Origin of the sequence: Hydrogenovibrio sp. SC-1 (assembly GCF_002848135.1) — a bacterium.
In the GTDB taxonomy this organism is placed as follows: Bacteria; Pseudomonadota; Gammaproteobacteria; order Thiomicrospirales; family Thiomicrospiraceae; genus Hydrogenovibrio.
Map to the genome: position 1 here is coordinate 1 of NZ_PKGB01000015.1, position 17,783 is coordinate 17,783.

Here is a 17,783-nt window from a genome sequence, read left to right on the forward strand (position 1 = left end):
TTTTATTGTGTGAATAACAAAGCATTATTGATGCCATACCAATAAAAACATGAAAAAAAATCTAAAGTTTTTAAGAGGGTTGCCGAGTGGCAAAAATGGTCAAAAAAATGGGGATAAAATTTATCCCCCAAAGACCAGAAAAGCGGGTTAAAACGACCAGGCCTGGCCGTTTTTGAATGTTTATCACATTTAAAATAAAGGTTGAATTATAGCGGCCAGTATTTATGTAGCCATTGTGTCAAGGCACTTGGACGAGCCGTATTACCAGAAATACCAGTGTCCTTATAAATCAGTCTCACATCGGCAACTTTTTCCGAATCGATAGTATTATCTGGACGAATATCCTGCGGTCTCACAATACCCGCAAATCGAATCACTTCTTCACCTTCATGAATCGTAATCCATTTTTCACCACGGATGACCAAATTACCATTCGAAATCACTTCAACAACGGTGACCGCAATGGACCCTGTCAAACTTGAATTCTGTTTTACATCGGCTTTACCGGTAAAGGCACCACTTGAACCATAACCAACGCCTATGCCCGTTCCAAGGCCGGGAATCGAAACATTCCCTCCCATAACATTAGCATTGGTACCTGCCTGTGCTTGGCCATTTAGACCGAAATTTTGACTGTTATCTTTATTGTATTTCGCTTCATCTTTTTTCTTGGCATCAAATTTTTCAGCCAAATTAATGGTGATAATATCGCCAATTTTATGAGCACGTGAATCATCAAACAACGTCAAGGCTTCTGAGCTTTGATAAAGAGACCCATTCTTCGGCAACGTCTTCTTTGGAATATTCATCGGATAATTTGGCTCATAGGAGAACTTTTCTAATCGTTCAGGTGTTGAAGAACAGCCTCCAATAACAACTGACGCGAGCAACACCCCCACTAAAGGATGAAATCGACGCATTTGTTTAACAGTTTTTCTGATCATCACTATCTCCTTCTTAGCGCTGTACGCTTTTATCATAAGAGCTTTTTTTAGACATTATTATTTAGGTATTGCATCATGCCGTCAGCAGCACTGATGGCTTTCGAATTCATTTCATAAGTTCGCTGTGCTTCAATCATGCCCACCAGTTCTTCAACTGTGTTTACATTTGACGATTCAACAGCCCCTTGTAAAAGGCTTCCTGCTTCTTCAACTTCAGGGTTTTTGACATTTGGTGGTCCACTGGCAAGCGTTTCTAGAAAGAAGTTTTTACCCGCTGATTCCAAACCAGCTGGATTGATGAAGGTTGCTACGGTAATCTGACCAATTTGTATTGGATCGGGATTTCCACCTTCTTTAGCCGACACGATACCATCTGGTGAAATAATGACCTCCGTTGAATTGAGAGGCACATTGATGTTAGGTTCCACTAAAAACCCAGACGAGGTGACAAGATCCCCATTTTGATTTAACTGAAAAGAACCATCACGGGTATACAAAATATTGCCGTCCTGGTCTATTGCTTGGAAGAAACCTTTACCTTGGATCATCACATCAAACTGGTTATTAGAAACTACTGCATTCCCATCTGTATGAATTTTTTGTACTCCAACGGCTTTCACCCCAGTTCCCATTTGAATACCAGAAGGATAGGTATTTTCAGCGTTCTGAGTTGCTTGCGCACCTGGTTGACGAATATTCTGATACATTAAGTCTTGAAACTCGGCACGTGCTGTCTTATAACCAAACGTATTGGCATTCGCCAAGTTATTAGAGATGGTTGTCAATCTAAAATCTTGGGCTTCCAGACCTGTTTTAGCCACATATAGTGCTCTATTCATTTCAAACTCCTTTTGTCAACACGGTGGCTGACAACACCTTTATTAACCTAGCTTAAGTAAACTATCCGATTTTTGAGCATGGCTTTTTGAGGTGCTCATCATCTTAATTTGCATTTCATATTTTCGTGACAACTCAATCATATTAGTTAATGCCTGAACGCTGTTCACATTACTCGTTTCCAATGCACCACCCACTACCGTAACCGCTGCTTGCGCTAACGGTTGTTCTCCAATATTTCGAATATAGCCATCCACCCCTTTCTGTAAAGACTTGATCTCAGGCTCGACTAATCGAATTTGATCGAGAACCACTGGCAAGTTATCTGCTGAGCCCGCAGGAATAAATGAAACGGTTCCATCATTTCCAACTTTTATTGACTTAGCAGGCGGTATAGTTATCGGGGTTCCCCCTTGATTCAGAATCGCATTCCCTCCTAAATCCACCAATTCACCCAATGGGGTTAAATGCATTGATGCAGATCGAACTAAGGCTTCTGTTCCATCTGGCGATAAGATACCAATATAACCATTTTCCTTAGTTGCAATATCCAAATCACGCCCGGTCACTTTCATTGCCCCCGGTGAAAAGTCCGTTGCGGGTCTTTCATCTAAAGCATAGGTACGCGAGTTCCAACCCGGTCCCTGCATATGTTGCGCTCGGAATTGATTAAAGTCTTGCTTAAAACCATCTGTATTGGCATTGGCAAGGTTATTGGCATTATTGGCCTGTGAGAGCATCACCTCTTTGGCACCACTCATCGAGATATATAACATCCGATCCATAACACAATTCCTTAACCTGACTGGTTTGCTTTAACTGTCTGCTTGATTGGCTTTAAGAAAATAGGGTCCAGAAAATTTCTACCTGAACCCTTATTTGAAACACATTTCATACTCTTGACTCTTTGGTCTATGTGTTTCGTTCCCTTGTATTTAGCGTTCTCTGCCAAAAGGCTGACACTTTTGTTTTAATCAAAGTTTATTTAGCACAAGCTGTGCCAATTTATAAAATAAAGCGATTAAAGTTCTTTAGAAGTTTGCCGATAAATTTATTACGGGATGTTATAAAAAAGAGCCGGCAATGATTGCCGGCAAGACCAGAAAAGTAAACTTAAAACTAGATTTGTAAAATAGCTTGTGTCAAGGTTTTAGCAGTTTGAACAACCTGTGCACTGGCTTGATAAGTCCGTTGCATTTGAATCATATTCACCAATTCTGATGCCGTATTCACATTCGAATATTCCAATGCACCCGAGTTAATCGAACCAAATCCATTTTCTTGAGGTGTACCAATTTGCACAGCACCCGATGAGAATGATTCAGCATAGGTTTGTCCACCCAGTTTTTCCATCGCATTTTTATCACTGAAGTTTGCTACACCCAATTGAGCAACCTTAACGGCTAGACCGTTTGAATAGCGCGCTTCAACAATACCATCTTGCCCAGTTGTTACACCAACCAAGTCACCAATTTGATAACCGTTCTGAGTCACGCCTCTTAGGTTATAAGTCCCGGCATATTGTGTTAACGCGGTAAAATCAGCGGTAATTTTAATTCCCTTCGGATCCGCAGGATTCCCTAAAGGATCTTGAGCACCGGTAATCGGAGTATCAATTACCCAAGCCATTTGAGGTTGTGCGCCAACTTGAGACCAACTCGCATTTGCTAAAGGAGTATTGGCAGTGTCTTGACCGACAGGTGTTGAATTTGCACCAGCTGCTAATGCAGCAGTAACAGGTTCTCTCACATCAATCAATGACCCATTGGTATCAAAACGTAATTCAAAAATCATCCCAGCATCGGCTGATGCTGTGCCATCTGCTGGAACCGCCTCCCTGTGTCCAGAAGTAATCCATTGATTTGTGGCCAAATCATAATCTTCTACAGTCGTTTGAGCAATCCAGCTGGTATATTTTGCATTCCCAGTACCTGCAGCTCCCTGAGCATAAGTTTGGGTTATAGGATCATAGGTTAGGTCTGAATTGGCCGCGGTCACTACATCCCGTTTAAAGAAATTAGTGGTTAAACGATGCTCGCCCCCTAATGTGTCATAAACCAATTTACTAGTAGAAAAATCTGGCGATCCACCAAATGGATCCGCTTCAGGATTTGTTAACTTTTGAATATTGGGTAAAGTAGAACCACCTAAAGCCGTATTACCAGCAGCAGAATTACTGATCGTACCAGCGGCGGGCGTTTGAGCTGGATCGATATTATTCGGTTCTTGGCCATCTAAGTTAACATTAAAAGTCATAGAGTCGGTTGCTTTTGGCACTTTATTCAATTCATCTAAGTTAATTGAACTCAAGGTAGTGTTAAAAACTGGAATTGCCTCTGTAGACAAAGCAGTATCTAATAAATACCCTTGTAAGGCGTTTCCATCCTGAGAGGCAACAAAACCATCCTTATCAACTTTAAAAGAACCATTACGTGTATAAACGTTACCATATTTACCGGTTCTATCTTCTAAGATAAAGAAACCTTCACCATCAATCGCCATATCCAAATCACGTCCGGTACTTGAGATGGTTCCATTTGAGAAATCTTGAGTAATTGACCCGACTCTTGCCCCATTACCAGGTGAGTTTTGAGCGCCATAAAAGACATCGGCGAATTCCGCTCTTGATGCTTTAAAGGCGGTGGTTTGGGCGTTTGCTAAGTTGTTTGAGACAACCCCCAAGCCTTCGCTTGCGGCATTAATTCCACTGACTGCTGTTAGATCGAATGGCATGATAGCTCTCCTTGTGACTGACTCGATTTATTTTATTAATGACTGATTAGCATGAGCCGTGCCAAATTTAATAAAAAAAGAATTAAAGATTTCAGAAAGCTGCCGATACCCTTATTACGGGGCTTTTTACCTGTTGACTTAAATTCTACGCCAACGACTTTCCACCTCATATTTAATAATAACGGCAACGGTTGCCGATAAGGCAAAGCTGTACGGCAATCACTTTATTTTCTCCTTGCCGTATTGCATTCTAGTACAACATGTAGCGACTCAACAGCCTTCCTAAGCCTCATCAAATCAACAGCTGAAATCACAAATTGCTATTGCGTGAATTGAATAGAGATACAAAAAAGTTGGATAGAAAACGACTTAGAAATAAATGTGAGTTTGATTAAGAAGTGGTATTACCGACTGATCGGCATGAAAATAAGAACGGTAATATGGACTAACTAAAAAATTGAGCCTATCTGAACTCGCTGTCAGACAGGCACCTTTGAAACGATCAACTAATTTCTCTAATTTGATCAACATTAACGATTTCACCCGTGGCCAAGGTGGCTCGAGCGGTTCCATCACTGCCAACTCCAATTGAATTGATGCGTGAAGGAACAATGGTGTCAATGGTTTTAATGTCACCATCTTTACCTGTACCATAAACGGTCAGTTGATAATCATCACTTGGCATATCATTACCGAGCTTATCAATACCATCCCATTGCGCCACTTTTTCACCGATAGGTTGATCGTCTAAAAAGATTTCCTTAACAGGGCCAGAGTCGTTAGAAATAACCACTTTGACGTCGGTTAAAGGCTCTTTGATATCCAATTTAATATCACTTGTCGTACCTTGCTGATGAGATAATAAATCACCAACTGCCTGTACATTTTTACCAATTAAACTGGCAGACTGCATCACCTGCATGCTCTGTAAGCTAGTGGTCATGGCTTGCATTGCTTCGTTCATTTTATTGGTTGATTCAAGTTGGCTCATTTGTGTTAAATCAGTAACGAAGTTCGTTGGATCCATGGGTTTATTCGGATCTTGATTGGCTAGCTGTGTTGTTAATAATCTTAAGAAATCAGCTTGATCCAACTGTTGATTTGGCGCATTTTTTTTCGGATCTGTTGCTTGCTGCAAGGACGAAATATAATTCTGATTTTGCGTATCAATCGGTAACGTTGCCATAATCTATCTCCTATTTACCCAGTTGAATGGTTCTTAGTAATAATTGCTTAGAAGTATTCAATACTTCAATATTGGTTTCATAGCTTCTAGAGGCACTGAGCATATTGGCCATCTCTTCAACCACATTGACATTGGGTCTAAAAATATATCCTTCCTCATTGGCAGAAGGATGATTGGGGTTATATTCCATTTTTAACGGTGCTTTACTTTCAACCACATCATCCACTCTAACTCCGCCTACTGGCAAGCCAGATTCCTGGTCCAATACAGTTTTAAAAACAGGCTGTTTAGAGCGATAAGTGTCTTCGGCATTACTGCTCACACTGTCGACATTTGCCATATTTGAGGCAATCGTATTTAAACGAACTGTTTGGGCATGCATCGCTGAAGCAGATATATCAAGCGTTGGGAACATTGACATCAGAACTCTCCTTATTCGCCTTTCAAGGCACCGCGAATGCCATTAATTTTACCATTCAGAAATTCAAGCGTTGCCTGATATTGCATGGCGTTTTCCATAAATTGGGCTTTTTCAATATGCGTTTCCACCGTATTGCCATCTAATGCTGGCTGGGTCGGTTGGCGATATTTTAAATAACTTTCCGTACTGGCTGCGTCAGCGAACCCACCGATATGACGACTATGGGTTGTCTTCATATCAGGTCTGTTAATCGACTGACTCAACGATTCTTCTGCCGCTTGCATCTCTTTACGCCAATCCAAATCACGCGCTTTAAAATTTGGCGTATCGGCATTCGCCAAATTATTCGCAATCAGGTTTTGCCGTTCTTTACGAATGGCCAATGCTTGTTCATGTATGCCAAAAATTGAATCCATGGCGAAATTCCTTATCTAGTCTGGTTTAGTCAAATTGATTTGCTGCTATCGCAATCTTTGTGTCAATTTAATTACATTATTCTTTTTCTAACCAAAACCAAGCAAAGGAAGTGCCAAGTCATAAAAAAAGTTAAACTCATCGAAAAATGGCCGTTAATCGACCGGAACTCAAAAAACTTTAGCCAATATGGATTTTTTTTGCGGGCATTCGGCAAAGATTGCATGAAACAGCCAGCAAAGCAACGTGAAAGCACCTGGCTGGGCCGAACTTCAAGGAAAATTAAATCGGAAACAAACTCAGATAGACGAATTAAGAACAGGGTGCTCTGACTTAATCAATTAGTGGATACCAAGAAGATACATCGACTCTTTCTAATAGTTGGCGATAATCGGACTTAATCGTTGCCTCCAACCCCTGTGCCCTTGCAGGTTGACCCCCCCCCATGTCAGCGACTTGACGGTAAAGCGCATTTTTAAGACGATCCCGTAAATCTCGAGCATCTGTTGTAATGTATTTTTTAATAAAATTATTCAGTGTGAGTCGGTACTTTTGAATAAATAACCGATTGACTTCAGACTGATTTGCAGAAGCCCGAACCCCACGGCAGCGTTGATTAAAGAAATCATAATGAATGGCCGTTTCAACCAAACGAATATGTAAAGCTTCTCCTGTTAGCGTTTCGACCGTTTCAACTTCAGCCTGAGCCGATAGGCTGAAAAAACCCAATCCGATAATAACCCAAATACCCAAAACTCGTTTATAGCGTGCTACTGACAGCATTTTCACTTCCTTGTCGCATTGCTTTGCGGAGCTTACTTTTGTTTACGATCTTGTTCCACTTGGTTTCGTCTTCTTTCCCGCGGATCTGCAATCAGCGGACGATAAACCTCAATACGGTCCCCTTCTCGAAGCACACGATCCAAAGACACCTCTTGCGAAAAAATACCAACCGAATCAATATTTAAATCTGGAAATTTTTTCAGTAATTTCGAAGCCTTTAACGCTTCGCCAACGGTAGTCCCCTCTCCCACAGTTTCTTCACATAAAAACTGTTCATCAGGGAGAGCATAAGCCACTTCAATAATCATGATCCATACACCTGTTTTGCGCGATCACAGAATGATTGAACTAAGGTTGAAACAATCTGTTCAAATATCACCCCAATCGCGGCATTCAATAAAGAATTATTGATTTCAAACTCAATATCCAATGAAATTTTACAAGCTTCCGTATCTAAGGATTGAAACTCCCATAAACCATACAAACTTTTGAAGGGTCCTTCTAGCAGATGCAATTCGATTTTCTCAGGCCGCTGTAACTCATTGCGGGTCATAAATTGGTGTTTAAGTCCCGCCTTAGTAATTAAAATACTCGCAACCATTTTTTCATCAGTGTGTTCAATCACTTCACTGCCACCACACCACGGCAAAAACTCGGGATAAGTTGCAACATCATTCACCAAATCAAACATACATTCAGCGGAATAAGGCAACAAAGCAGAGCGTGTTATTTTTTTCATACGACGCCTGTAAATTCGCTATAATCCGCTATTATGGCAAAGAAAAAAAAACAAAACAATGCAAACAGCATTGCTCAAAATAAAAAAGCGCGTTTTGACTATTTTATTGAAGAAACCTACGAAGCAGGCTTAGTACTTTCGGGTTGGGAAGTTAAAAGCTTACGCCAAGGAAAAGTTCAAATTAATGAAAGTTATATTCTGCTTAAAAACCATGAAGCTTGGCTGTTCGGTGCACTGATTACCCCATTAATCAGTGCCTCAACGCATAACTTTCACGATCCTTTACGGCTTAGAAAATTGCTAATGCATCGTCGAGAGATTGACCGTCTCATGGGGCTAATCGATCAAAAAGGCTATACGCTCGTCCCACTGAGCCTGTATTGGAGCAAGAGCAAAGTCAAAATCTCTATTGGTCTAGCGAAAGGTAAAAAACTGCACGACAAACGTGCCACGGCAAAAGAGCGTGACTGGAACCGTGATAAACAACGCATTCTCAAATATCATGCATAGATTTTGATCTATTCCACTTGAAAACAAACTCAACAGCTCTAAATACTGTATAATATCCACTTTCTAACACTTAAAAACGACCAGGCCTGGTCATTTTTAAGAAGCAAACCATCGAATTCGGGGATGCACTGGTTTCGACGGGGAGTACAAAGTTTAGGATGCATGTCGTGCCTGAATGATGCACGTAAATCTTTATTTCAATTTGTTATAGTTGCAAACGACGATAACTACGCTCTAGCGGCTTAATCCCGCTAGCGCAGACTGGGGCCGTTGTTCGTGGCGCCCAGCTCTGTGTCGACTCACACGGAATCGTCGGTCTTATGTGTTTGGATAAGGCTTGACTAAACTTTACAAGCTCGCTTAATGTGATCCCTGCTGGCCGGGTAGCATTAGGTTAAAATAATTGACCAAATAAACATGTAGAGTTTTAAATGGAGGCTTCTCGGACGGCGGTTCGACTCCGCCCATCTCCACCAATTATTATTTTTATCCATAAAAAAGCCCGAAATTTCGGGCTTTTTTTGTTTTTAGCATTATGGATTATTTGAGTTTTTTAATCCGTTCTTGAGGACTAATGACATCGGTTAATCGAACCCCGAACTTGTCATTAATCACCACCACCTCACCATGCGCGATCAAGGTGCCATTCACCAACAAGTCAAGCGGCTCTCCAGCTAAACGATCCATCTCAATAACCGACCCTTGGGTGTAAGACAACAGATTTCGAATGGAAACTTTTGCTCGACCAATTTCCAAGGCAAGCGTGACAGGGATATCTAATAGCACATCCAAGTCAACCTTTTCAGAGCCGTTGCCACGGCTTTTTTCAAGTGCCGCAAATGAGGCTGCATCAATTTCATCAGCATTGTTTGAGTGTGTTTCCCTTGCTTGTTCAGACAAGGCTTCACCCCAAGGATCATCGTCGGTTGCGGATGATGTTTCCGACTGTGCTTGTTCATCCATGGCTTCACCCCAAGCACTTAAATCATCTTCTTCACTCATTGTACCATTCCTTTACATTCTCAATCATTCGCTCTTGATAAGCAGGATGCCTTAATATTTCTTCGATTTTTACCGCTTTTCGATCATTGCTCTCGCCAATTTTTCCTCGAACAATTCCAATGCCTTCCGCTCTAACAGTTACCTGTTCGGGCATTTCGATTGGAATGATATCGCCTTTTTCCATTTTCATCAGATCATCCATGTTCATTTGCAACTCAAGTAAGTTCACAGATAAATCGACTTCAATATTTTTGGCTTCTTCCTTGAGGGTTCGAGACCAACGGTTATCCGACTCCCCTTGAAGATTTGACATACCCTCTTCAAGTTTATCTCTAACGGGTTCAAGCATCGCATAAGGCATGACGATATCAACCCGACCTTCAACCCCTTCAAAACGAACATTAATCGGACTGACCACAATCATATCGGTGGCATCGACAATGCTGGCAAACTTCGGATTCATCTCGGAATGCATATAATCGATTTCGATATCCATTACCGGAGCCCAAGCTTTACGGAGCGTTTCCGATGAAATATCAAGGATACTTCGAACCATACTCATCTCAACGGGTGTGTATTCTCGGCCTTCAATTTTGAAAGGCAATAAGCCTGTCCCACCAAAGTACATATCTACAGCGGTAAAAATCAATTTTGAATCTAACGTAAAAAGCGAGACCCCATTTAAAGGGTTGATGCGGTAAATATTCAAACTGGTCGGTACAAATAAGTTCCGCAGATAATCGATCATTTTAATGATCTTGACTTCCCCCGCCGTGACTTCAACGCTCGACATAATCATCTCATTAAAATTGCGCTGAAACCCTCTAGCAAAACGTTCATTAATAATATCTAACGCAGGAAGACGCCCACGAACAATTCGTTCTTGATTGGTAAAATCATAGACAGTCGCAACGGTTCCATCGACGGAATCATCATTTTCCGTTTCAACATCTCCACCGCCCATCCCTTTCAGGAGCGCGTCGACTTCGTCTTGACTTAAAATATCTTCCATTCGCTGCTACCTAATCACTTTTATTGCATTACAAATCGTTCAAAGTAAACATCTTCTAATAAATCTGGATAGATCTTTTGTTTTTCAAGCACTTCTCGTGCCTTTGTTAAGATTTTGTTTCTCAAAATTTCAGGGCCATTATCCAAGTTCATTTCAGAAAATGTTTGGACCCTTAATAGCGCCGTTATATCATTTCTCAGGATTGGACGGTAATTTTCCATGTCAACAATCACTTGTGGGTAGTAAGACATAAACTTAAGTGTCACTGCCAGAAACTTAGCTTGACCTTCACCTTTGAAATTAACCACAAATGGTTCCATGGGATAATACTGAGGAGCACTTCCTGGTTCTGGTGGATCATATTGTTTATAGGTCGGAGGAACAGCAATCGCATCTTCGTCAACATGCTCAACGATTTGTTGTCCATCTTCAGACTTTGCATGATCTCCGCCATCGCCTTTGAGCAAGAAAAATGCTAAAACACTAATACCAATCAACAATAAAACAAGCACGACAACGAGGGTAATAATTAGGCCCTTACCGCCACTCTTTTTAGTCTCTTGTTGTTCTTCTTCAGCCATGTGATTCCCTTTTTAAGCAATAATTACAATTAAATATTAAAGCGGTGAATTCACCATTTCACCTGACAAATCTTCTAAGCCAGGCGCTTCACTTAAACTTCTTAAGCGTTCATCCGCTTCTTGGTTCAACACGATAATACTAATACGTCTATTACGTGGATTATACGGATTTTCTTTGTCAAATGGCACGGTATCTGCCAACCCAACAACTTGTGCAATTTTACCTGACACAACACCACCATCTAATAGCAATCTTCTCGCCGCATTAGCTCGGTCGGCGGACAGCTCCCAGTTGGTATACTCGGCATTCGAGTGATAACCGGAAGAGTCCGTATGACCTGCAATACTAATTCGATTTTGGGTATTAGCCAACACCGACCCCACTTCTCTTAGTAAATTAGCGGCATAATCTTTTGGCAAATCAACACCCGTTCCAAACATAGGGCGTTTTCTATCATCTAAAACCTGAACCTGTAAACCATTCGGCGTTACTTCAATTTTAAGCTGATTTTTGAGTTCATTTAGAACAGGATTATCTGATATTTTCTGCTCAATTAAGCGTTTCAAAGACTCCATTTCTGCTTTTTCTTTCGCTTTATCTGCACCACCAACCCCATCATCATCGCCACCTTTCGGTGCGTCCTTGAAGCCGCCCATGTCAATAATTGAGTCTGAACTTTGACCTGCTTCTTTAGATGGCACCAATACTGATGGAGAAGCCTCAATCACCGTTGGATCTCTAAAGTATTCTGCCATCGCCCGCATTTCTTCATCGTTGGTTCCACCCAACACCCAAAGCATTAAGAAGAATGCCATTGCTGCTGTCATAAAATCAGCAAACGCAACCTTCCAAGCCCCACCATGTGCACAATGGGGACATTTGGTTAACCGTTTGATAATTATGGACTGTTCATCGCTCATTTAGCTTCACTCAATTTATGACAGAATTCAACGGCGTTATTTTTGCGTTTGTAAAAACTCATCAACTTCCTGGAAAGAAGGTCTATCGGCTCCTGGAATCGACTTTCGTCCAAACTCAACCGCTATCTGAGGTGCATAGCCATTTAGGTTTGCCATTAAACAGGTTTTAATGGTACCGTAAAAAGCGCCTTCATCATGCGCACGGTTAGCCATATCTGAAGAAATGGGGCCGACAATGCCATAGGCCACTAAAATCCCTAAAAAGGTTCCCACTAAAGCCACCGACATATGATGAGCAATCTCAAGGGGTCCGGCATCTAAGTAACTCATCGTGACAATAATCCCCAAAACCGCTGCAACAATACCAAAACCAGGCAAGGCTTCAGCAACCTTCCCTACCGCTTCGGCTGGTGCCGCTGCTTCATGATGGTGAATATCCATCTCTAATATCATTAAATCTTCAATTTGATACGGGTTACTGGCACCACTAATCATTAGCCGCAAGTAATCACATATAAAATCCACAACATGATGATCTGCAACAACTTTTGGAGAAGCATTGAACAACTCACTGGAATGAGGCTCTTCAACATCGGCCTCTATCGCCATTAACCCTTCTCTACGTGCTTTGTTAAAGATTCGGAACATTAACCCCAGTAGTTCCATATAGGTTTCTTTAGTAAATTGAGGAGGCTTTGCGAGCCCTAAAGCACCTGTAAAGCTTTTCTTAACGACCCATCCTGGGTTAGCGATGATAAAGGCCCCAAATGCACTACCACAAATAATGAGGACTTCTAATGGTTGAATCAGAATCCCGAAGCTACCGTGAGGAAGATACCCTCCCAGCAGGCAACCGATAACCACCAATGTTCCAATAATTGCTTTCATAGTCTGTAACCTTAATCTTGCTTTATTTCAGAGTGCTTGAATGTTTTATTATTTATCACTAAAGACGATTGACTGCCTTGGAAAGTGCATCTTGTGCCGTATTTAGTTGGGCAAGATTATCCTTTATTTCATGTAAAAAATCACTTACTTTTACTGCTTGTTGCTGTGTTGTTTCAGCTCGAGTTTGTCCGCTACCCATTACATCAACCGCATTACGAGCTCTTTGTTGCAACTCTTCAATAATCGCTTGAATTTCGGTTGTCGCCTGTTGTGTTTTCCCAGCTAAGATTCGAACCTCATCCGCTACAACAGCAAACCCTCGACCGTATTCACCCGCTCTTGCCGCCTCAATGGCCGCATTTAATGCGAGTAGGTTAGTTTGCTCTGCAATATCCCGGATCAATACCAAAACGGTTCCAATATTATTACTGTCATCCTCTAAAGCTTTTATCACACCTGACGCTTCTGTGACCTCGTCCGTTAAACCGTTTACCTCTGTAATAACGCTGGAGGCCGATGCCATACCATCTTGCGCCCCATCACTCATTTTATCGATTAAACTGGTTAGATTACCTGACAGCGAAACTAACTCTGTCGCATCAAATGACTCTGTTAGGGGTTGAGGTTGCTGAAGACTCATATTCTGAGCTTCAGCAAGCTGTGACTGCAAGGTTTCAGTTTGCTTTTCAAGCATTTGATTATTTTGAGCAAAGGCTTGTACCTGTTGTTGTTCGCTTTCAAGTTGCTCATTAAAAAGTGCGACCAAGCTATTTAAGCTTTTCTGTAACTTTGGGGCGATTGAATTTGATTCGATCGGCTGAGAGAAGTCGTTATTTGCAATATAGGCATCAATGGCATCGGTTAAGTCGGTTGAATCACAGGCATTGACGCGGTTACACCAAATTAAATAAACCAAAGCCCCCGCAATCACGGCGCCAACACCCAAGGCCACTAAAACACCACCAAGACTGGCAATCACCTCTTCTCCTCCAGCCATAACCGAAAAGGGCATCCATGCAATTAAGCCTGTCATTATTTGTTTATGTAGTTTCATATTCAATCCTTTACTAAGCATAATAATCGACCAAATTATCTGTCGCTATTTCTATCGGAGCTGTCTCAGTCATTTCCTCATCGTCTGCATCCGTTGAAGATCCGTTCAAACCAGAGTCCTTACCACCTTGTGAAGCATCCTGATTTTGGTCTCTAGCAAATGTTCTTTCATCGCGAACATCAAGCGACCCCAATCCGATTCCTGCGGCATCCAGAATTTCTCGTAATCTGGGCATCGCATTTTCAATGGCTTCTCTTGTGGTGCCCTGTTGTGCAGTCATGGACACATGTAATTGGCTATCCTTGTCAATATTCAGTTTTATTTGAATGGTGCCAAGCTTTTCAGGATTTAAGGTAATTTTCGCCTCTTGTACCTTATTATTCGCCATATAAGTAATTCGCTGTCCTAACGCCTGCCCCCATTGTGGAGACCGCATTGGCTGACTCATAGTCTGCATTCCTGATGGTAATTGAGCACGACCATCTAAGGATACCCCCAAAGAGCCGAGTAGTTTTTCACTTTTTTCCGCTTTAGCCTCTTCTGTGATTAATGCTTCATTAAAGCTTCTAACCCCTTCTTGTTGTACTCTAGCGATATCCTGCTTTTGTAACTGTGCAAAAGCTTGAGCTTGTTGCATTTGCTGTTGAGTTTGACCAGAATTTCCCTGGTGACCTGACTGTCCTTGTTGTCCAGGACCCTGCTCAAAAGTAGATTGATGAGCACTTGCGCCCATACTTTGAGGCGAAGACGGCTGCTGCGCTGAAGCTGAAGGGTTCATATTCGATGGTTGTGTTGCCGCTTGAGCCTGTCCAGCTACGGGTGATTGAACCGTTCGAGCTTGTTGGGCTGACTCAAGGTGTGTTTCATTCATCCCTTGCTGGAACGACTGCTGTGCTTCAACATTTGCAGCTTGGCGACTTTGTTCTGCCCGAGTCATTGGTTGATCCGAATCATATGCAACCGGCTGAACAGACACATCACGACTTGGAATAGACTCTTGCGAGACTTCTTTCAAACCGGATTCTGTCATCATTGCGACGTCATCATCGACCATACCGGGTAAAGAAACTGTCGTTGGGCTTTCATTTTCTTTCTGTTGCTTACCAATATCAACCAGGCCTGGTTTCTCCTCAGAAGCCTCATTACTATCCACATTTGAATGGGATGAAACAGTAACAATAGGGACTTCTAAACCTTCTTTCTGTAGCGGTTGTTTTGTATTGGATACGACAGCATCAATCGAAGCTTCCGAACCTTCTTTCAGTGACGATTGTTTTGCGCTTGATTCGGTAGCATCATTTGGGGCTTTCAAATTTTTATTAGATACCTGTTGAACTGACTTTAATACGTTTTGCACGAAAGCCTCGCCATTAATTGCCACTTTATCTGTTGCGCTCTGTCGTTCAACAATCGGATTCACCACATGAGCTTCAACTCCCGGCAATAGCGCAACACCAGATGCTAGCTTATCCCCCTTTTCTCCAGTCAAAGGAGCATGGGATGGCGTTGAATCAGCATCAAATGTCTTAACTGTCGAATTTGCATTCATGATTTTCTGGTTAATTTGTTGCAATACCGTTTCTAGCTCAGAGGCTCTGTCGGCATCTTGGATTCTTTTATCGACACCTTGACTAAGCACATCACTAGGCAACCGAATGTCTGAGCCAATCGTTTTCGAATGATCCACCTGACCATCAAGCGATTTTAATGCAGATGCTTCTCTCACAAAAAGTTTGGCAAAACCATTTGCCCCTTTCGGCAAACTTTGCCCATTACTTTGAACAGACTGTTGCGCTTCGGATGAAGCTATTGAAGGATTCAGCACAGAGTCTAATATGGGTTGCTTAATCATATTTCTATCCAGTAACGTAATTTAACTTGAAAAGTAACAAGCAACTAACAAGCCAATTCAAAATATATGTGAAGAGGTTAGTGTTTTTTTTGGTCGTGATAAAATTTTTGGGACGCCAACTCATCTAGCGTTTTTTGCTCTTGTTTTGCTAATTTAATCGTTTGATCTTTCTTGAGTTTTTGCAATAACGAAGTCATTGCTTGATGTCGAGCTTTTTGTTCAATCCAATAGGCTTCGGCATCCTTTAAGGCTTGTTGTGCTTGATTAACCTGTTCTTGTTGAGAGGAAATGGCAGTATTCACCTTCTCAATAAAAGCTTGAGTGGCGACAATTTGCGCTGAATTAACTTGCTTGTTTTGGTAAACCGAAGCTAAATAACCCGATTGATACTCTTTGAGTGAATCCAGTTGCATTTGATGGGAATCGCATTGCTGCCTCAATATAAGCACATTTTCCCTAGCCTGATCCAGATCATTTTGTGCTAGGTCAACGAGCATTTCAAAGCGCTCAATTTTTGCTTTCATTGGTCACCCTCTATCCTTTTGTACATTGATAGAAGCGTCAAGTCGTTTCAAGAGAAGCTTTTAGGCCACTTAAGCTCTGTTCAACAGTATAAGACTCAGTCATTGATTGAGATAAGAAGTTAGCCAACTGTGGCTGTTTGGCTATTGCCTCATCAATCGCAGGATCTGACCCTTGTCGATAAGCACCAATACTAATTAAATCCTGGTTTTGTTGATAAATTGAATAAAGTTGTTTAAACCTTCTAGCCAATTGAACTTGTTCAGCAGGAACAATATCAATCATAACACGGCTGATAGATGACTCTATATCAATTGCCGGATACCGGCCAGAGTCAGCAATTTGTCGTGATAATAAAATATGACCATCTAACACCCCTCTGGCCGAATCAACCACGGGATCATTTTCATCATCACCTTCTGCTAAAACGGTATAAATTGCCGTTATGGAGCCAGAGTGCTTAGCGCCATTTCCCGCTCTTTCGACTAACTGAGGGAGTTTCGCAAAGACGGAAGGAGGATACCCCTTGCTAGCAGGGGGTTCGCCAACTGCAAGTGCGATTTCGCGCTGCGCTTGTGCAAACCGGGTTAAGGAGTCCATCAACAACAAGACATCTTTGCCTTGGTCTCGAAAGTACTCGGCAATCGAGGTTGCTAACATAGCACCATGCAACCGCATTAGCGGCGGGTCATCGGCAGGTGTTGCCACAACGACCGCTCTTTTTAATCCCTCTTCACCCAAGTTATGTCGAACGAAATCATTCACTTCTCGACCACGCTCACCTACGAGCCCAACCACAACGACCTCTGCATCCGTAAAGCGAGTCATCATACCCAGCAGGACACTTTTACCGACACCGGTTCCAGCCAGTAACCCGACCCTTTGGCCTTTTCCTAAGGTCAATAAACCATTAATGGTTTTAACCCCTACGTCCAATGGCGACTGAATGGGGGCACGCAACAAGGGGTTAATTTTTTGGCCCGTCAAAGACACCCGTTTTTCATAAGCAATGGGGCCTTTATCATCTAAAGGGTTACCAGCTCCATCAATGACTCTGCCAAGCAACGAGCGACTGACACCGACCTTAATCCCACCAGCTAGCGGTACTACACGCGCATTCGGCTCCAAACCATGAATGTGACCTATTGGCATTAAATACAGTCGATCATTACTAAAACCAACCACCTCTGCTTCCACAGGTGCTTGATCACTTGCATAAATCTGACATCTTGAGCCAATGGGGGCATAGGTTCCAACCACTTCTAAGGTCATGCCGACCATTCTAACTAAACGTCCTTCGACAGCTAAAGGGCTTTTTTCTGGCAAGCGTTTCGAAAGTGCGGAGAGTCGGTGTGATAAAAACTGGTTCAATAAGGGCTTCATG

At 42.1% G+C, this 17,783-nt stretch carries 20 protein-coding genes and 1 other RNA gene; 2 read left to right on the forward strand and 19 right to left on the reverse strand.

Features of this window, described 5'->3' with window-relative positions; genetic code table 11:
* Positions 1-206: 206 nt before the first annotated feature.
* From CYQ88_RS08590 to CYQ88_RS08635, 10 genes are all read right to left on the reverse strand, one after another.
* Positions 207-944, reverse strand: coding sequence for a flagellar basal body L-ring protein FlgH (locus CYQ88_RS08590; RefSeq protein WP_101840948.1), 738 nt, complete (start codon positions 942-944; stop codon positions 207-209).
* Positions 945-991: 47 nt separating this feature from the next.
* Positions 992-1,783 carry a flagellar basal-body rod protein FlgG gene (gene flgG / locus CYQ88_RS08595; protein ID WP_101840949.1) on the reverse strand — a complete coding sequence of 264 codons (792 nt, stop codon included), beginning with the start codon at positions 1,781-1,783 and terminating at the stop codon, positions 992-994.
* Between the two features lie 42 nt (positions 1,784-1,825).
* A complete protein-coding gene (locus CYQ88_RS08600; protein WP_101840950.1) occupies positions 1,826-2,566 on the reverse strand; it encodes a flagellar basal body rod protein FlgF in 741 nt (246 codons plus the stop codon).
* Between the two features lie 334 nt (positions 2,567-2,900).
* Positions 2,901-4,514 carry a flagellar hook protein FlgE gene (locus CYQ88_RS08605; RefSeq protein WP_101840951.1) on the reverse strand — a complete coding sequence of 538 codons (1,614 nt, stop codon included), beginning with the start codon at positions 4,512-4,514 and terminating at the stop codon, positions 2,901-2,903.
* Between the two features lie 502 nt (positions 4,515-5,016).
* Positions 5,017-5,700, reverse strand: coding sequence for a flagellar hook assembly protein FlgD (locus CYQ88_RS08610; RefSeq protein WP_101840952.1), 684 nt, complete (start codon positions 5,698-5,700; stop codon positions 5,017-5,019).
* A 10-nt stretch (positions 5,701-5,710) separates the two neighbouring features.
* Complete coding sequence (gene flgC / locus CYQ88_RS08615; protein ID WP_101840953.1) at positions 5,711-6,121, reverse strand: flagellar basal body rod protein FlgC; 411 nt, start codon at positions 6,119-6,121, stop codon at positions 5,711-5,713.
* Between the two features lie 11 nt (positions 6,122-6,132).
* Positions 6,133-6,537, reverse strand: a complete 405-nt coding sequence (gene flgB, locus CYQ88_RS08620) for a flagellar basal body rod protein FlgB (RefSeq protein WP_101840954.1) — start codon at positions 6,535-6,537, stop codon at positions 6,133-6,135.
* Positions 6,538-6,868: 331 nt separating this feature from the next.
* Positions 6,869-7,318: a hypothetical protein gene (locus CYQ88_RS08625; protein WP_101840955.1), complete on the reverse strand. Its 450-nt coding sequence runs from the start codon at positions 7,316-7,318 to the stop codon at positions 6,869-6,871.
* Positions 7,319-7,350: 32 nt separating this feature from the next.
* A complete protein-coding gene (locus tag CYQ88_RS08630) occupies positions 7,351-7,626 on the reverse strand; it encodes an RnfH family protein (protein ID WP_101840956.1) in 276 nt (91 codons plus the stop codon).
* Positions 7,623-8,057, reverse strand: coding sequence for a type II toxin-antitoxin system RatA family toxin (locus tag CYQ88_RS08635; protein WP_101840957.1), 435 nt, complete (start codon positions 8,055-8,057; stop codon positions 7,623-7,625). The genes CYQ88_RS08630 and CYQ88_RS08635 overlap by 4 nt, the downstream gene beginning before the upstream one ends.
* 33 nt (positions 8,058-8,090) lie before the next feature.
* Here CYQ88_RS08635 and smpB point away from each other — a divergent pair, with 33 nt between their 5' ends.
* Positions 8,091-8,567, forward strand: a complete 477-nt coding sequence (gene smpB / locus CYQ88_RS08640) for an SsrA-binding protein SmpB (protein ID WP_101840958.1) — start codon at positions 8,091-8,093, stop codon at positions 8,565-8,567.
* Positions 8,568-8,686: 119 nt separating this feature from the next.
* Positions 8,687-9,043: a transfer-messenger RNA gene (ssrA, locus tag CYQ88_RS08645) on the forward strand.
* A gap of 64 nt (positions 9,044-9,107) precedes the next feature.
* On the opposite strand, the gene fliN is transcribed toward ssrA, so the two are convergent.
* The 9 genes from fliN to fliI form a co-directional block, all read right to left on the reverse strand.
* Positions 9,108-9,569: a flagellar motor switch protein FliN gene (gene fliN / locus CYQ88_RS08650; RefSeq protein WP_101840959.1), complete on the reverse strand. Its 462-nt coding sequence runs from the start codon at positions 9,567-9,569 to the stop codon at positions 9,108-9,110.
* A complete protein-coding gene (gene fliM / locus CYQ88_RS08655) occupies positions 9,562-10,581 on the reverse strand; it encodes a flagellar motor switch protein FliM (RefSeq protein ID WP_101840960.1) in 1,020 nt (339 codons plus the stop codon). The genes fliN and fliM overlap by 8 nt, the downstream gene beginning before the upstream one ends.
* Before the next feature lie 20 nt (positions 10,582-10,601).
* A complete protein-coding gene (gene fliL, locus CYQ88_RS08660; RefSeq protein ID WP_101840961.1) occupies positions 10,602-11,162 on the reverse strand; it encodes a flagellar basal body-associated protein FliL in 561 nt (186 codons plus the stop codon).
* A gap of 36 nt (positions 11,163-11,198) precedes the next feature.
* Positions 11,199-12,083 (reverse strand): flagellar motor protein MotB, encoded by an 885-nt coding sequence (gene motB / locus CYQ88_RS08665; RefSeq protein WP_101840962.1) that lies wholly within the window; start codon positions 12,081-12,083, stop codon positions 11,199-11,201.
* Between the two features lie 36 nt (positions 12,084-12,119).
* A complete protein-coding gene (gene motA, locus CYQ88_RS08670) occupies positions 12,120-12,971 on the reverse strand; it encodes a flagellar motor stator protein MotA (protein WP_101840963.1) in 852 nt (283 codons plus the stop codon).
* A gap of 58 nt (positions 12,972-13,029) precedes the next feature.
* The gene (locus CYQ88_RS08675) at positions 13,030-14,025 is read right to left on the reverse strand and encodes a methyl-accepting chemotaxis protein (protein WP_101840964.1); all 996 of its coding nucleotides are present in this window, start codon (positions 14,023-14,025) and stop codon (positions 13,030-13,032) included.
* A 13-nt stretch (positions 14,026-14,038) separates the two neighbouring features.
* Complete coding sequence (locus CYQ88_RS08680; RefSeq protein ID WP_101840965.1) at positions 14,039-15,877, reverse strand: flagellar hook-length control protein FliK; 1,839 nt, start codon at positions 15,875-15,877, stop codon at positions 14,039-14,041.
* 77 nt (positions 15,878-15,954) lie between these two features.
* Positions 15,955-16,401: a flagellar export protein FliJ gene (gene fliJ / locus CYQ88_RS08685; protein ID WP_101840966.1), complete on the reverse strand. Its 447-nt coding sequence runs from the start codon at positions 16,399-16,401 to the stop codon at positions 15,955-15,957.
* Positions 16,402-16,438: 37 nt separating this feature from the next.
* Positions 16,439-17,782, reverse strand: a complete 1,344-nt coding sequence (gene fliI, locus CYQ88_RS08690) for a flagellar protein export ATPase FliI (RefSeq protein ID WP_101840967.1) — start codon at positions 17,780-17,782, stop codon at positions 16,439-16,441.
* Position 17,783: the final 1 nt, after the last annotated feature.

Bases quoted from the DNA above. Each gene is read 5' to 3' on its own strand.
- CYQ88_RS08590 (WP_101840948.1), bottom strand. From the start codon at position 944: ATGATCAGAAAAACTGTTAAACAAATGCGTCGATTTCATCCTTTAGTG.
- flgG (WP_101840949.1), bottom strand. From the start codon at position 1,783: ATGAATAGAGCACTATATGTGGCTAAAACAGGTCTGGAAGCCCAAGAT.
- CYQ88_RS08600 (WP_101840950.1), bottom strand. From the start codon at position 2,566: ATGGATCGGATGTTATATATCTCGATGAGTGGTGCCAAAGAGGTGATG.
- CYQ88_RS08605 (WP_101840951.1), bottom strand. From the start codon at position 4,514: ATGCCATTCGATCTAACAGCAGTCAGTGGAATTAATGCCGCAAGCGAA.
- CYQ88_RS08610 (WP_101840952.1), bottom strand. From the start codon at position 5,700: ATGGCAACGTTACCGATTGATACGCAAAATCAGAATTATATTTCGTCC.
- flgC (WP_101840953.1), bottom strand. From the start codon at position 6,121: ATGTCAATGTTCCCAACGCTTGATATATCTGCTTCAGCGATGCATGCC.
- flgB (WP_101840954.1), bottom strand. From the start codon at position 6,537: ATGGATTCAATTTTTGGCATACATGAACAAGCATTGGCCATTCGTAAA.
- CYQ88_RS08625 (WP_101840955.1), bottom strand. From the start codon at position 7,318: ATGCTGTCAGTAGCACGCTATAAACGAGTTTTGGGTATTTGGGTTATT.
- CYQ88_RS08630 (WP_101840956.1), bottom strand. From the start codon at position 7,626: ATGATTATTGAAGTGGCTTATGCTCTCCCTGATGAACAGTTTTTATGT.
- CYQ88_RS08635 (WP_101840957.1), bottom strand. From the start codon at position 8,057: ATGAAAAAAATAACACGCTCTGCTTTGTTGCCTTATTCCGCTGAATGT.
- smpB (WP_101840958.1), top strand. From the start codon at position 8,091: ATGGCAAAGAAAAAAAAACAAAACAATGCAAACAGCATTGCTCAAAAT.
- fliN (WP_101840959.1), bottom strand. From the start codon at position 9,569: ATGAGTGAAGAAGATGATTTAAGTGCTTGGGGTGAAGCCATGGATGAA.
- fliM (WP_101840960.1), bottom strand. From the start codon at position 10,581: ATGGAAGATATTTTAAGTCAAGACGAAGTCGACGCGCTCCTGAAAGGG.
- fliL (WP_101840961.1), bottom strand. From the start codon at position 11,162: ATGGCTGAAGAAGAACAACAAGAGACTAAAAAGAGTGGCGGTAAGGGC.
- motB (WP_101840962.1), bottom strand. From the start codon at position 12,083: ATGAGCGATGAACAGTCCATAATTATCAAACGGTTAACCAAATGTCCC.
- motA (WP_101840963.1), bottom strand. From the start codon at position 12,971: ATGAAAGCAATTATTGGAACATTGGTGGTTATCGGTTGCCTGCTGGGA.
- CYQ88_RS08675 (WP_101840964.1), bottom strand. From the start codon at position 14,025: ATGAAACTACATAAACAAATAATGACAGGCTTAATTGCATGGATGCCC.
- CYQ88_RS08680 (WP_101840965.1), bottom strand. From the start codon at position 15,877: ATGATTAAGCAACCCATATTAGACTCTGTGCTGAATCCTTCAATAGCT.
- fliJ (WP_101840966.1), bottom strand. From the start codon at position 16,401: ATGAAAGCAAAAATTGAGCGCTTTGAAATGCTCGTTGACCTAGCACAA.
- fliI (WP_101840967.1), bottom strand. From the start codon at position 17,782: ATGAAGCCCTTATTGAACCAGTTTTTATCACACCGACTCTCCGCACTT.